This window comes from Embleya sp. NPDC020886, assembly GCF_044333915.1.
In the GTDB taxonomy this organism is placed as follows: Bacteria; Actinomycetota; Actinomycetes; order Streptomycetales; family Streptomycetaceae; genus Embleya.
This window is the reverse complement of record NZ_JBIRRX010000007.1, coordinates 437,267-449,969: the sequence shown is the minus strand read 5'-3', so window position 1 is coordinate 449,969 and position 12,703 is coordinate 437,267. Positions and strand designations below refer to the sequence as shown.

The 12,703-nt window shown below is 71.0% G+C and carries 11 protein-coding genes; 9 read left to right on the top strand and 2 right to left on the bottom strand.

All coding sequences use genetic code 11. The features are described 5' to 3' along the window. Position 1: 1 nt before the first annotated feature. A complete protein-coding gene (locus ACH4U8_RS26020) occupies positions 2-1,435 on the bottom strand; it encodes a sugar porter family MFS transporter (RefSeq protein ID WP_395780523.1) in 1,434 nt (477 codons plus the stop codon). 189 nt (positions 1,436-1,624) lie between these two features. Between ACH4U8_RS26020 and ACH4U8_RS26015 the strand changes: the two genes are divergently transcribed. The 8 genes from ACH4U8_RS26015 (at position 1,625) to ACH4U8_RS25980 (ending at position 10,652) form a co-directional block, all read left to right on the top strand. Then, positions 1,625-2,149, top strand: a complete 525-nt coding sequence (locus ACH4U8_RS26015) for a VanZ family protein (RefSeq protein WP_395780521.1) — start codon at positions 1,625-1,627, stop codon at positions 2,147-2,149. Between the two features lie 135 nt (positions 2,150-2,284). After that, complete coding sequence (locus ACH4U8_RS26010; protein ID WP_360323121.1) at positions 2,285-3,496, top strand: ROK family transcriptional regulator; 1,212 nt, start codon at positions 2,285-2,287, stop codon at positions 3,494-3,496. Positions 3,497-3,731: 235 nt separating this feature from the next. After that, positions 3,732-5,015, top strand: coding sequence for an ABC transporter substrate-binding protein (locus ACH4U8_RS26005; protein WP_360323155.1), 1,284 nt, complete (start codon positions 3,732-3,734; stop codon positions 5,013-5,015). A 4-nt stretch (positions 5,016-5,019) separates the two neighbouring features. Continuing rightward, positions 5,020-5,985 (top strand): sugar ABC transporter permease, encoded by a 966-nt coding sequence (locus ACH4U8_RS26000; protein WP_360323119.1) that lies wholly within the window; start codon positions 5,020-5,022, stop codon positions 5,983-5,985. Positions 5,986-6,085: 100 nt separating this feature from the next. After that, the gene (locus ACH4U8_RS25995) at positions 6,086-6,991 is read left to right on the top strand and encodes a carbohydrate ABC transporter permease (RefSeq protein WP_360323117.1); all 906 of its coding nucleotides are present in this window, start codon (positions 6,086-6,088) and stop codon (positions 6,989-6,991) included. Next, positions 6,988-8,274, top strand: a complete 1,287-nt coding sequence (locus tag ACH4U8_RS25990; protein WP_395780519.1) for a 6-phospho-beta-glucosidase — start codon at positions 6,988-6,990, stop codon at positions 8,272-8,274. Before ACH4U8_RS25995 ends, ACH4U8_RS25990 begins: the two co-directional genes overlap by 4 nt. Continuing rightward, positions 8,262-9,299, top strand: coding sequence for a BadF/BadG/BcrA/BcrD ATPase family protein (locus tag ACH4U8_RS25985; protein WP_360323113.1), 1,038 nt, complete (start codon positions 8,262-8,264; stop codon positions 9,297-9,299). Before ACH4U8_RS25990 ends, ACH4U8_RS25985 begins: the two co-directional genes overlap by 13 nt. A 201-nt stretch (positions 9,300-9,500) precedes the next feature. Then, a complete protein-coding gene (locus ACH4U8_RS25980; protein ID WP_360323111.1) occupies positions 9,501-10,652 on the top strand; it encodes an MFS transporter in 1,152 nt (383 codons plus the stop codon). A 297-nt stretch (positions 10,653-10,949) separates the two neighbouring features. On the opposite strand, the gene ACH4U8_RS25975 is transcribed toward ACH4U8_RS25980, so the two are convergent. Next, positions 10,950-11,855: a Gfo/Idh/MocA family protein gene (locus ACH4U8_RS25975; RefSeq protein ID WP_395780517.1), complete on the bottom strand. Its 906-nt coding sequence runs from the start codon at positions 11,853-11,855 to the stop codon at positions 10,950-10,952. Between the two features lie 367 nt (positions 11,856-12,222). On the opposite strand from ACH4U8_RS25975, the gene ACH4U8_RS25970 reads away from it, so the two are divergent. After that, positions 12,223-12,690 (top strand): hypothetical protein, encoded by a 468-nt coding sequence (locus ACH4U8_RS25970; RefSeq protein WP_360323107.1) that lies wholly within the window; start codon positions 12,223-12,225, stop codon positions 12,688-12,690. The last annotated feature ends 13 nt before the right edge of the window (positions 12,691-12,703 follow it).

The window sequence follows — 12,703 nt, the reverse complement described above, 5'->3', positions numbered from 1 at the left end:
TTCAGCCCATCTCCTCCAGCGTCTTGCCCTTCGTCTCCTTGACGAACTTGAGCACGAACGGGATGGACAACACCGCGAAGCACGCGTACATCACGTACGTCGCCGACAGGTTCCAGTCCGACAGCGTCGGGAACGTCACGGTGATCACCCAGTTGGCGATCCACTGCGCGGACGCGGCCACACCCAGGGCCGCCGCGCGGATCCGGTTCGGGAACATCTCCCCGAGGAAGACCCACACCACCACGCCCCACGACAGCGCGAAGAACAGCACGAACGAATGGGCCGCGATCAGCGCCACGGTGCCCTCGGTGTCCGGGAGCTTGATGCTCTTGCCCTGGCCGGTCCGGGCGGAGAAGGCCCACGCGACCAGGCCGAGGGAGAGCGCCATGCCGGTCGAGCCGACCAGCGCGAGCGGTTTTCGGCCCACTCGGTCGACCAACAAGATCGCGATGATCGTGCCGATGATGTTGATGATCGACGTGGTGAACGAGTACAGGAACGAGCTGTTCGGGTCGATGCCCACCGACTGCCACAACGAAGCCGAGTAGTAGAAGATCACGTTGATGCCGACCAGTTGCTGGAACACCGAGAGCCCGATGCCGACCCACACGATCGGCAGGAACAGGAATCCGCCGCCGCCCAGCAGGTCCTTGAACGTGGACTTGTGCTCGCGGCGCATCGCCTCCTTGATCTCGGCGACGCGCGCGTCCAGGTCGACCCGGTCGCTCTCCACCTCGGCGAGCACCTGCTTGGCCTGATCGATCCGGCCGACGGAGATCAGGAAGCGCGGCGACTCGGGGATGGTGAAGGTGAACAGGCCGTACAGCACGGCCGGCAGCACCATCACGCCGAGCATCACCTGCCACGCCTCCAGGCCGAAGATCAACGTGCCGCGCTGGTCGCCGTCGGCGAGGTTGAGAATGCCCCAGTTGACGAGCTGCGAGACCGCGATGCCGGTGACGATCGCGGCCTGCTGGAACGAGCCGAGCCGACCGCGATAGGCCGGCGGGGCGACCTCGGCGATGTAGGCCGGGCCGATCACCGAGGCCATCCCGATCGCCACCCCGCCGAGCACCCGCCACATGGCCAGGTCCCACAGCGCGAACGGCAGCGCCGAGCCGACCGCGCTGACCGCGAACAGCACGGCGGCGATCTGCATCACCCGGATCCGGCCGATCCGGTCGGCGATCCGTCCGGCGATCGCCGCGCCGACCGCACAACCCACCAGCGCGGCGGCGACCACCTGGGCGAGCAGGCTGGAACCGGGCTCGAATTTGCCGCGGATGCCCTCGACCGCGCCGTTGATCACCGAACTGTCGTAGCCGAAGAGGAAGCCGCCCATCGCGGCGGCCGCGGTGATGAAGACGACGTGGCCCAGGTGCTCCGAGTAGGTGTCCCCGCTCGACTGCCCGGTCGCCGGTGTGCTGTCGGCCAATGCCGCCTCCTGCGGTCCGTGCACCGGTCCCGGGAGCCGGCGCAGTGGGTACAGTGCGGTGCGCTGCTGCAAAGAAGATGCCGGACCCTGAGAGTTGCCCGAGATCACCGGCCTAACCATGCGGATGCGCCCGGATGGCGCCCACCCATACGCCTGCGCGCCCCGCCGTCCGCCGGTACAGTCCGCCGAATGGGTGGAGGATGGTCGCGGTGGGGCGCGGTCCTGGTCGCGTGCGCGGTCGCCGCGCCGTTCGTGCTCGTGCTCGTCGTCCTGCTCGCGGTACGTCGGCCCCGCGTCGCGGTGGTCGCCGCGATGGTGCTGGGCACCCTGCCGTGGGTGTGGATGGTGCTGACCCCGGTCGGCTCCGGCCACACGCTCAGCCTGCTGCCGCTGCGCGACCTCGCGGCGGTGCTGCGCGGCGACCCGGCGACCGCGGTGGTCCAGGTCGGCGGCAATCTCGCGGTGTTCGCGGCCCTGGGCTTCCTGCTGCCGTTCCACGCGCCGCACTTCGCCGGTCGAACGGGCGCGTGGCGGATCGCCGGCCTGGCCGCGGGTGCGTCCGCCGCGATCGAAACGGCCCAGTGGTTGCTCGCGATCGGCCGGGTCTCGTCGGTGGACGACGTGCTCCTGAACACCGCCGGCGCGGTCATCGCGGCCGGGCTCTGCGCCGGGTGCCGAGCCGTCGCGCGGGGCGCGCATCAGCGCGCCGGTTGAGATTCGCGCCGATTCGCTTGCCCCGCAAGGGAAACGACCTTGGCGGACACCCTTGACAGTGCCGAGAGGGCGGGCCTAATTTCCTCTACAACTCTTAGGAAGGTTTCCTAACAGTGGCGAGAGGGAGAACCGCTGATGGCCGGTAGCACCGAGCGCGGCGCGGGAGCGTCCGGGCGGGAGCAGGCCGGGCGGCCGAGCCTCTTGCGGGCCATCAACGACCGGGCCGCGCTCGAACTCCTCTTGCGGCACGGGCGGCTGTCCCGGGGCCAGATCGGCTCGATGACGGGTTTGTCGAAGCCGACCGCCTCGCAGTTGCTCTCCCGCCTGGAGGCGGCCGGCCTGGTCGTCGGGGTGGGCACCACCGAGGGCGGCCGAGGACCCGGCGCCCAGCTCTACGAGATCAACCCGGCGGCGGGACACGTCGCGGGTCTGGACGTGACGCCCGCCCGGATCCGGGTGGCCATCGCCGATCTCACCGGACGGGTGGTGGGCGAACACGAACTGCCCACCCCACGACGGGAAGCGGCCGACACGCCGGGCCGGATCCGGGACGCGGTGCGCGCCGCGGCCAAGCCCGCCGGGCTCGACCTCGCCGACCTCGCGCACGTGGTGATCGGCATCCCGGGCGCATTCGACCCGACCACCGAACAGTTCCGCTACGGTCGCCATCTCGCGGGTTGGCACTCCCCCGGTGTGCTGGACCTCGTCCGCGAGGAACTCGGCCTGACCGTGGACGTGGAGAACGACGTCAACCTGGCCGCGCTCGCCGAGCAGCGGGACGGATCGGCCCGCGACGGGGGCGACTTCGTCCTGTTGTGGGTGGACGAGGGCATCGGCTGCGCGATCGTGCTCGGCGGCCGACTGCACCGAGGCTCCACCGGTGGCGCGGGCGAGGTCGGCTACATGCCGATGCCCGGCGCCCCGCTGCCGCACGACGTCAGCCGCCGCAACACCGGTGGCTTCCAGCAACTCGCGGGCGCGCCCGCCGTGTTGTCCCTGGCCCGCGCCTACGGGGTGGGCAGTCGTACCGCGCCGCAGGCCGTCGCCCGCGCCGTGCGCGCGACCGAATCGCGCGGCGGAGCCTTCCTCGACGAGTTGGCCAACCGGCTGGCGGTCGGCCTCGCGGTGATCGTCTCGGTGCTCGATCCGGGGCTCGTCGTGTTGTCGGGGGCCATCCCGATGGCCGGTGGCGAGGCGTTGCGCTCGCGCGTGGTCGACGAGTTGCACCGCCTCGCGATCCCGCGTCCGCGCGTCGTGCTCGGCGACGTGCCCGCCAATCCCGTCTCCACCGGCGCCGTGCACGCGGCGCTCGACGTCGCCCGCGACGTCGTCTTCACCACGACCTGACGCACTCCCGCCCGACCGGCGGCACATCCTCACTCGTCCGACCCGCACCGCACCCCGTCGCGGCGGGCCTCGGCCCGTTCGCGCGCTCTGTCGCTCGACCCGTACCACCGCAAGGCCCCCGGCGCCGCTCGTCCCGGCCGCGCCGTCGCCATCTCCGGAGGAGGACCCAGTGCACAGACTCCCACGGCTCCGTCGTTCCATCACGACCCTCGCGTGCGCCGCCACGCTCGCCCTGATGGCCTCCGCGTGCGCCGGCGACGACGGCGGCTCGGGAACCGGTGCCGAGGAGGCGCCCGACAAGAAGGTCACCATCACCTTCTGGCACGGCTGGAGCGCCGAGAGCGAGACCAAGGCGGTCGACGACCTGGTCGCCAAGTTCACCGCGAAGCACCCCAACATCAAGGTCAAGGTGGTCTCCAACGTCACCGACGACAAGATCACCCAGGGCATCCGCTCCGGCAAGGGCCCGGACGTGGTCTCCTCGTTCACCACCGACAACGTCGGTCAGTTCTGTACCTCGGGCTCGTGGACCGATCTGGCGCCGTGGCTGGCCAAGTCCAACATCGACCCCGCCACGACCTTCCCCAAGCCGGTTTTGGACTACACCCAGTTCCAGGGCAAGCGTTGCGCCCTGCCGCTGCTCGCCGACTCGTACGGGCTGTACTACAACAAGGACATGTTCGCCGCGGCGGGCATCACCCAGCCGCCGAAGACGTTCACCGAGCTGGCCGAGACCGCCAAGAAGCTCAACCAGTTGAACGGCGACGGGACGTTCAAGGTCGCCGGCTTCGTGCCGACCTTCCACGCCTACGAGTTCTCCGCCGCGCACACGCTGGCCCAGTTCGGCCCGACCTACCAGACGCCCGACGGCAAGTCGAACCTGTCCAAGGACCCGGTCGTCCCGCAGTTCTTCAACTGGCAGAAGCAATTCGTGGAGAGCCAGGGCGGGTTCGACAAGCTGGAGAAGTTCCGCACCACGTTCGGTGAGGAGTTCTCCGCCGAGAACCCGTTCATGAGCGGCAAGCTCGCGATGACCATGGACGGCGAGTGGCGCACCGCGATGCTCGCCCAGGACGCGCCGAACCTGAACTACGGCACCGCGCCGTTCCCGGTCCCGGACGACCAGCAGGACAAGTACGGCCGCAGCTACCTCACCGGCACCACCGTCGGCATCGCCAAGTCGAGCCACCACCAGGCCGCCGCTTGGGAGTTCGTCAAGTTCGTCACCACCGACACCGAGGCGCTGGTGGCGTTCTCGCAGGCGATCCACAACGTGCCCAGCACCAACGCCGCGCTGGCCGCGTCGCCGCTGGCGAACGACGAGCACTTCAAGCCGTTCATCGACGCCTTCAAGCACCCCGCCAGCAACACCACGCCCGCCAGCCCCAACGGCGGCAAGTACCAGGTCACCCTCTCCGAGTACGCCTACAAGTGGGAAGCCGGCCAGGGCGGCGACCTGACCAAGAGCCTGGCCGATCTGGACAAGCAGATCGACACCGACGTGGCCCAGGTCAAGTGATCCGATGACCACGACCGCCCCCGCGGCGGCGGAGGTCCCGGCGGCGCTGCGCAGGCAGCGCCGCCGGCGGAACCTGCGCACGCTCGCCTTTCTTTCCCCGTGGCTGATCGGCTTCACGGTCTTCTTCGCGTATCCGCTCTGCGCGACCGTGTACTACTCGTTCACCCGCTACGACCTGATCAACGCGCCGGTCTGGGTGGGCCTGCGCAACTGGAACTACGTGCTCAACGACTACCCGCCGCTGTGGCAGGCGTTGCGCAACACGCTGTGGCTGGTCGTGGTGATGGTCACCTTGCGGGTGATCTTCGGCCTGGGGCTGGGCATGTTGGCGATCCGGCTCAAGCGCGGCGGCGGGCTCTTCCGCACGCTGTCCTACCTGCCCTACCTGGCCCCGCCGGTGGCCGCCACGATCGGCTTCGCGTTCCTGCTCAACCCGGGTACCGGTCCGGTCAACCACCTGCTCGGCAACGTCGGTATCCCGCAGCCCGGTTGGTTCAACGACCCGGACTGGTCCAAGCCCGCGCTCACCCTGCTCGCGCTGTGGGGCATCGGCGATCTGCTGGTGATCTTCACCGCGTCGCTGCTGGACGTGCCGCGCGAGCAGTACGAGGCGGCCGAGTTGGACGGCGTCGGGCCGTGGCAGCGCTTTCGGTACGTGACCTGGCCGGCGATCACCCCGGTGGTGCTGTTCGCCGTGGTCACCGGCGTGATCCAGACCATGCAGTACTACACCCAGGCGATGGTGGCCGGAAAGGTCGCGAGCGGCATCATCGGCAACTCCGGCCAGTCGTTCGAACCGGGCTATCCGCAGGGCACCACGCTGACGCTGCCGCAACTGGTCTACGAGGAAGGGTTCTCCACCTTCAACACGGGTGCGGCGTGTGTGATCTCGCTGCTCCTGTTCGTGATCGCGATGGCGTTCACCTTCCTGCTGCTGCGTCGCCGCTCGGGTCTGCTCGACGACGACTGAGAGTCGGGCCGAATCCCGCCCGCACTCGCCACCGGCGTTGGAACTCCCTTGCCGGTAAGCCCAGTTCGACGATCCACCGTGCCCAGAAGGGATCGGATCCATGGCCCAGACCGTCACGGCCGAGGCCGTCGGCATCGCGCCGCCGCTCGCGCCCGCCCGGACGCCGCCGCGCCCACACCGGCGCAAGCGCGTACTGACCTGGATCGGCGTGCACACGCTCGCCGTCACCGCCGTACTGTTCTTCATCCTGCCGTTCGTGTTCCTGTTCCTGACCTCGGTGATGAGCAACAAGCAGGCGCTGACCAGCGACCTGTGGCCCACCTCGTGGGAGTGGGGCAACTACACCAAGGTGATGGAGACTCCGGGCTTCGGCACCTGGTGGCGCAACACGCTGCTGTACGCCGGCCTCGGCACCCTGTTCACCGTCGTCTCCAGCCTGCCGGTGGCCTACGCGCTGGCCAAGTTCCGGTTCCGCTTCCGGGGCGTGGCGCTGATGATGGTGATCTCCTCGATGATGTTGCCGCCGCAGGTGATCATCATCCCGATGTACATCTTCTGGGCCAAGCAGATGCATCTGAGCGGGACGCTCTGGCCGTTGATCATCCCGATGGCCTTCGGCGACGCGTTCACCATCTTCCTGCTTCGTCAGTTCCTGCTCACCATCCCGTCCGAATACCTGGACGCGGCCCGGGTGGACGGGTGCGGCGAGCTGCGCATCCTGATCTCGATCGTGCTGCCGATGATCCGGCCGGCGATCGCGGCGGTGGCGCTGTTCCAGTTCTTCTACTGCTGGAACGACTACTTCGGTCCACAGGTGTACGCGTCCGAGAATCCGGGCGCATGGACCCTGTCCTACGGCCTGGAGTCGTTCAAGGGCGCACACCAGGTCAATTGGAATCTCATGATGGCCGCCACGCTCCTTGTGATGGCGCCGGTGATCCTCGTGTTCTTCTTCGCCCAGAAGGCGTTCATCGAGGGCGTGACTTTGACGGGAGTAAAGGGTTGAAGCTCGCTGTGGTGGGCGGTGGGTCCACGTACACGCCCGAACTGGCGGACGGCCTGGGCCGGTTGCGCAAATCCTTGCCGGTCGACGAGCTGGTGCTCGTGGACCCGGTGATCGAACGGCTGGAGCCGGTGGGCGCGGTGGTGCGGCGCATCCTGGCCCGGTACGGCCACCCGGCCCGGGTGGTGCTGACCGACGACCTGGACGCGGGGGTCGAGGACTGCGACGCGGTGCTCTTCCAGCTCCGGGTGGGCGGTCAGGAGGCCCGCGCGCAGGACGAGGAATGGCCACTGGACTGCGGCTGCGTGGGGCAGGAGACCACCGGCGCGGGTGGCCTGGCCAAGGCGCTGCGCACGGTGCCGGTGGTGCTGGACGCGGCCGAACGGGTGCGCCGGGCCGCGCCGAACGCGTGGATCGTGGACTTCACCAACCCGGTGGGCATCGTCACCCGCGCGCTGCTGGACGCCGGCCACCGCGCGGTGGGCCTGTGCAACGTCGCGATCGGCTTCCAGCGCCGGTTCGCCGCGATGCTCGACGTCGCGCCGGAGCGGCTGCGGCTGGACCACGTCGGGCTCAACCACCTGACCTGGGAACGCGGTTTGTACCTGCTGGACGAGCACGGCGAGCCGGGTCCGGACCTGATGTCGACGCTGCTGGCCGAGCACGGTCCGGCGATCGCCGAGGACCTCGAACTGCCGGTCGAACTGCTGCGCGCGCAGGGCACCGTGCCGTCCTACTACCTGCGCTACTTCTACGCGCACGACGCGGTGGTTTCCGCCCAGCGGCACAGCGCCTCCCGCGCCCAACAGGTGGCCGCGATCGAGCGCGAACTGCTGGAGCTGTACGCGGATCCGACCCTGGACACCAAGCCGGAGCTGCTGGAACGCCGGGGCGGGGCCTACTACTCGGAGGCGGCGGTGGCCCTGGTGGCCGCGCTGCTGGGCACGAGCACCGAGGAGAGCGACCGGGTCCAGATCGCCGACGTGCGCAACAACGGCACGTTGCCCTTCCTGCCGGACGACGCGGTGATCGAGGTGCCGTCGCGGATCGACGCGAACGGCGCGACGCCGCTGCCGGTGGCGCCGCTGGGGCCGCTGCACTCCGGGTTGATCGCGCACGTGGCGGCGTACGAGGAACTCGCGCTGGACGCCGCGTTGCGCGGTGGGCGCGATCGGGTGGTCACCGCGTTGCTCGCGCATCCGCTGGTCGGACAGTACGACATCGCCGAGGCACTCACCGATCGGCTGCTCGCGGCGGGCAAGGAGCACCTGCCGTGGGCCCGGTGACGGAGGGCGGGGCCGAGTCCTCCGGATCGGCCCCGGCCGTGCTCGCGATCGACGCGGGCAACTCCAAGACCGACGTCGCGGTGGTCGACGCGGACGGTCGGGTCTGGGGGCGCGGTCGGGGCGCGGGCTACGCGCCGTACCAACTCGGCCAGGACGCGGCGGTCGAGCGGATCGCCTCACTGGTCGAGGAGGTGTTGCGGTCGGCCGCGGGGGCCGGACCGGTGGAGCACGTCGCGGCGTATCTGGCCAACATCGACCTGCCGGTGGAGGAGTTGCAGCTCCGCAAGGAGTTCGAGGACCGGGGCTGGGCCCGGACGGTCACCGTCGGCAACGACACGTTCGCGGTGTTGCGCTCGGGCACGGGCGCGCCGCGCGGGGTCGCGGTGGTGTGCGGGGCCGGGATCAACTGCGTGGGCCTGCTGCCGGACGGGCGGACCGCGCGATTCCCGGCGCTGGGGCGGATGACCGGCGACTGGGGCGGCGGGCTGGGCCTGATGGAGGAGGTGATGTGGTCGTCGGTCCGGGCCGAGGACGGTCGGGGACCGGCGACCGCGTTGGCCGAGGCGACGGCCGGGCATTTCGGCCTGGAGTCGGCGACCGCGGTGGCCGAGGCGGTGCATCTGGGCGAGTTGGCGAGCGAGCGGCTGCACGAGCTGGTCCCGCTGTTGTTCCGGATCGCCGACGGTGGGGACGCGGTGGCGGGCGAGGTGGTCGAGCGCCAGGCCGGGGAGATCGCGGTGATGGCGGTGACCGCGCTGGGTCGGCTCGACCTGCTGGCGGAGGAGGCGGACGTCGTGCTGGGCGGCGGGGTCCTGGCGGCGCAGCCCCCGATGTTGATGGCTGCGGTCTCCCGGCTGATCCTGCGCTCCGCGCCGCGCGCGGTGTTGCGGGTGGCGGTGGATCCGCCGGTCGTGGGCGCCGCGTTGCTGGGCCTGGATCGGCTGCGCGCGGACGGACGGGCGCCGGCGGATCCGACGGGCGTGGCGGAGCGGCTGCTGCGCACGGGGTGGACGCGTCCGGCCTGATCCGGGGGGGTGTCGGGCGGGTGGGCAGGCGCCGATGGTCGCCGTGGCCTTCCCGACCCGGCCGCCGCGTCCCCGAGGTGCCCGGGGGCCCGCGGGTCGCATACGATCCCGGCGGGGCGGGACCATCCGCGACGGGGCCCACAGGATGCGGACGAGGACGACGGTGGGCGATTTCGCGTGATCGAGGGTTCGATATCGGGGTTGACCCGTGATCGCGCGACCTGGCTGCTGTATCTGCACATGGCGGCGTTCGGCTACTTCCTGTACTGCTTCGGGCCGTCGGTCACGCTGCTCGGCGACGACCTGGGCGTGAGCAACGCGGTGGCGGCGCTGCACAGTACGGCGTACGCGGCGGCCGGCGTGTTGATCGCGCTGCTCGGCGATCGGCCGATGCGGCGGTTCGGGCGCGGGCGCACGTTGTGGGCGGGCTGTGTGTTGTTGAGCGCGGGCGTGTTGGCGTACTGCGCGGCCGGGACGCCGGCGGTGTCGCTGAGCGCGGCGCTGCTGTGTGGGTTCGGCGCGTTCCTGGTGGTCAACGTGGCTGGCACGGCACTGGCGGACCACCACGGCCCGATCGCCGGTCCGAGCGCCCTGAGCGAGGCCAACGGGCTCGCGGCCGGCGTCGGGATGGCCGCGCCGCTGCTGATCGGCGTGATGGACTCGTCCGGGCCGGGCTGGCGCTGGGCGATGTTGCTGGTCCCGGTGCTCTTCGGCGCCCTGGCGGTGGGCTTCGGGCGGACGCGGGTGCCGGACCTGGTCGCCGCGCCCCCGTCGCCGTCGCCGTCGCCGTCGGCTGGTGGGTCGCTGCCCGCCGCGTATTGGTGGGCCTGGTTGTTGACGGTGTGCTCGGTGGGGGTCGAGTTCTCGCTGTCGTTGTGGGCCTCGACACTGCTGCGTGATCGCACCGGGATGTCCGAGGGTGCCGCCGCCACCGCGATGACCGCCGTGGTGGCCGGCCTGTGCCTGGGCCGGCTGGCGGGCGGGCGGCTCGCGCTGCGCCTCCCGTTGCAGCGGCTGTACGGCGGCGCGGTCGCGGTGAACCTGGTCGGCTTCGCACTGTTCTGGTCGGCCACAGTCCCCTGGCTCGCCTACCTCGGCCTGTTCGTCTCCGGCCTGGGCATGTCCGTTCAGTTCCCGCTGGCCACCGCCGCCGCGATCCGCGCCGCCGACGGCCGAGCCGACCTCGCCGTCTCCCGCCTGGCCGTGGCCACCACCCTCGCCGCCGGCGGCGCCCCCTTCCTCCTCGGCCTCGCCACCGACCTGATGCCCACCCGCGCCGCCTTCCTGCTGCTCCCCATCCTCCTTCTGGCTTCCCTCCCCCTCCTCCGAAAAGCCACCCACCCCCACCCCTGACCCCGACCACAGGCGTCGGCACACCGGATGGGCCTGCGCGGGGCGCGGTCGTGAAACGCACGGCGGTCGAGCACGAACCAGGCGCGGACCGGGCGCAGGGCGGGCCGGGCGTGGGCCGGGCGTGGGCGTCAAGCAGGTGGGCCAGGCACAGACGTGGGCCATGGGCGCGGGGATCGGGCCAGGCAAGAAGCTCGGGCGCAGGCGTCGGGCGTCAGCAGCGAGCGCCTGCGTGGGGCGTGGGCCAGGGCTGACGACGGGCGTGTGGGAGTCCGGCGCGGGCGTCGGGGGGGGTTGGGGTCAGGGGCGGGCGAGGGTGGCTGCGGTGGTGGCTGCGGTGAGGACCGCGTGCGTGCGGGGCCATGGGAGGGGGGAGGGGGCGCCGGCGGCCATGGCGAGTACGGCGCGCATGGTGGCTCGGTAGCCGAGGGCCTCCTGCCAGTCGGAGCCGCCGAGACGGGCGGTCTCGACGCCGTCCTCGGTCTGTACGGCCACCTCGTAGACCTCGTCGCCGCCCACCCCGGCGACCTCGATCGTGCCCACGCGCCCGTCCGGCCAGCCGAGCATGATCGCGCCGACGTCCTCCGAGCGGGTGGTCGGGTGGACCAGGACCGAACCGGTGGCGGCCAGCACCCGCGCGCCGGGGCCGGCCACCGCGTCCAGGAGTTCGGCGCCGTGCAGGCCGAGCGAGACCAGCGTGCCGCCGCCCTCGGCCGGGTCGTCCTGCCAGGCGCGCTCCGGTGTCAGAAAGCCGGCGATGTCATGCCGGACCAGCGCCCGGGCACTCAACACCCGGCGGCCCGCGATGCGTTCGGCCAACTCCGTCACGGCCGGCGCGAAGCGCAACACGGACGTGGTCAGGAAACGTTCCTCGTACCCGGTCACGGCCCGGTGCAACTCGGCGAGCGCGGCGACCGAGGAGGCGGCCGGCTTGTTCACGAAGCACGGTACGCCGGCCCGCAGGATCCGGGCGACGGTGTCCGCGATCAGCGCCGGCCGCACGGTCACCACCACGGCGTCCGGCCGGCGGTCGAGCAACTCCGTGAGCGATCCGGCCGATTCACACTCGTGCCGCTCCCGAAAGGCCGCGAATCGCTCCGGCTCCCCCGCCGCCCAACCATCGATCCGCGTCACCCCCAGGTCACGGGCCACACCCGCATCGGTGAACGGATGGCTGTGCGCGAATCCGGCAAACCCAAGACGCATGGCCCGGACGTCCCTTCGAACAACGATCAAGTCGCCCCGACCCTAGCCCCGCCCCATCACCCTCTCACCCACCCCCACCGCGCCGGCCCACACCACAACGCCACAACGCGTTCACACAGAGACAACACCACCACGCACCCACGAACAAAACGCCATGAAACGCTCACCACAGTCGGGCAGGGCAAGCGGCCGGGCACAAGCGGGCAGGCGGGGCAACGCGGGCGGCAGTCCCCCAGCCCGCACCCTGCGCAGTGCCGCGCCGCCCGACCCAGCGCCGAGCCGGGGGGTGGGTCGTGTGTGGGGGTGGTGAGTGGGTAAGCGCTGACTACGGGGGAATTGTCGCCCTCCGGACAAGAAGGATGACGCCATGTTCCTTCTGGGACTGCTGCTTGCCGGCTGTGCCGCAGCGTTCGCGGCTCTGCTGATCGCCTACAACACATCGGGCGGACCCGAGTACACGGTGAGCATCTTCGATACCGACATGGTCACGCTCAACTCGCTGGCGATCTTCTGTTCGGGCCTCGCGTTGGCCCTGATCTTCGGCATCGGCCTGCTCATGATCGGCAGCAGGGCCCGAATGGGCCGGGCCCGCCACAACCGTGACCGGCGCGCCGTCGACCGGGCCATCCTCGAACGCAACACCGCGACCGCCCGCCAGGACGCGGCCATGGCGCGCGAGCGGGCCGCACAGGCCGAGGCCCGCGCCGACCGCCTCCAGTACGAGCCCACCGCCGACGACGAAACCGGCACCACCTGGTCCGCGGACCCCGCCGCCCAACCCCGGACCCGCAGCGAACCCGGCGGCGCCCACCGCACCTTCCCGAGCGACAAGTAACCAACCGACCGCG

Bases quoted from the DNA above. Each gene is read 5' to 3' on its own strand.
- ACH4U8_RS25975 (WP_395780517.1), bottom strand. From the start codon at position 11,855: ATGCGTCTTGGGTTTGCCGGATTCGCGCACAGCCATCCGTTCACCGAT.
- ACH4U8_RS26005 (WP_360323155.1), top strand. From the start codon at position 3,732: ATGGCCTCCGCGTGCGCCGGCGACGACGGCGGCTCGGGAACCGGTGCC.
- ACH4U8_RS25995 (WP_360323117.1), top strand. From the start codon at position 6,086: ATGGCCCAGACCGTCACGGCCGAGGCCGTCGGCATCGCGCCGCCGCTC.
- ACH4U8_RS26000 (WP_360323119.1), top strand. From the start codon at position 5,020: ATGACCACGACCGCCCCCGCGGCGGCGGAGGTCCCGGCGGCGCTGCGC.
- ACH4U8_RS26010 (WP_360323121.1), top strand. From the start codon at position 2,285: ATGGCCGGTAGCACCGAGCGCGGCGCGGGAGCGTCCGGGCGGGAGCAG.
- ACH4U8_RS25970 (WP_360323107.1), top strand. From the start codon at position 12,223: ATGTTCCTTCTGGGACTGCTGCTTGCCGGCTGTGCCGCAGCGTTCGCG.
- ACH4U8_RS26015 (WP_395780521.1), top strand. From the start codon at position 1,625: ATGGGTGGAGGATGGTCGCGGTGGGGCGCGGTCCTGGTCGCGTGCGCG.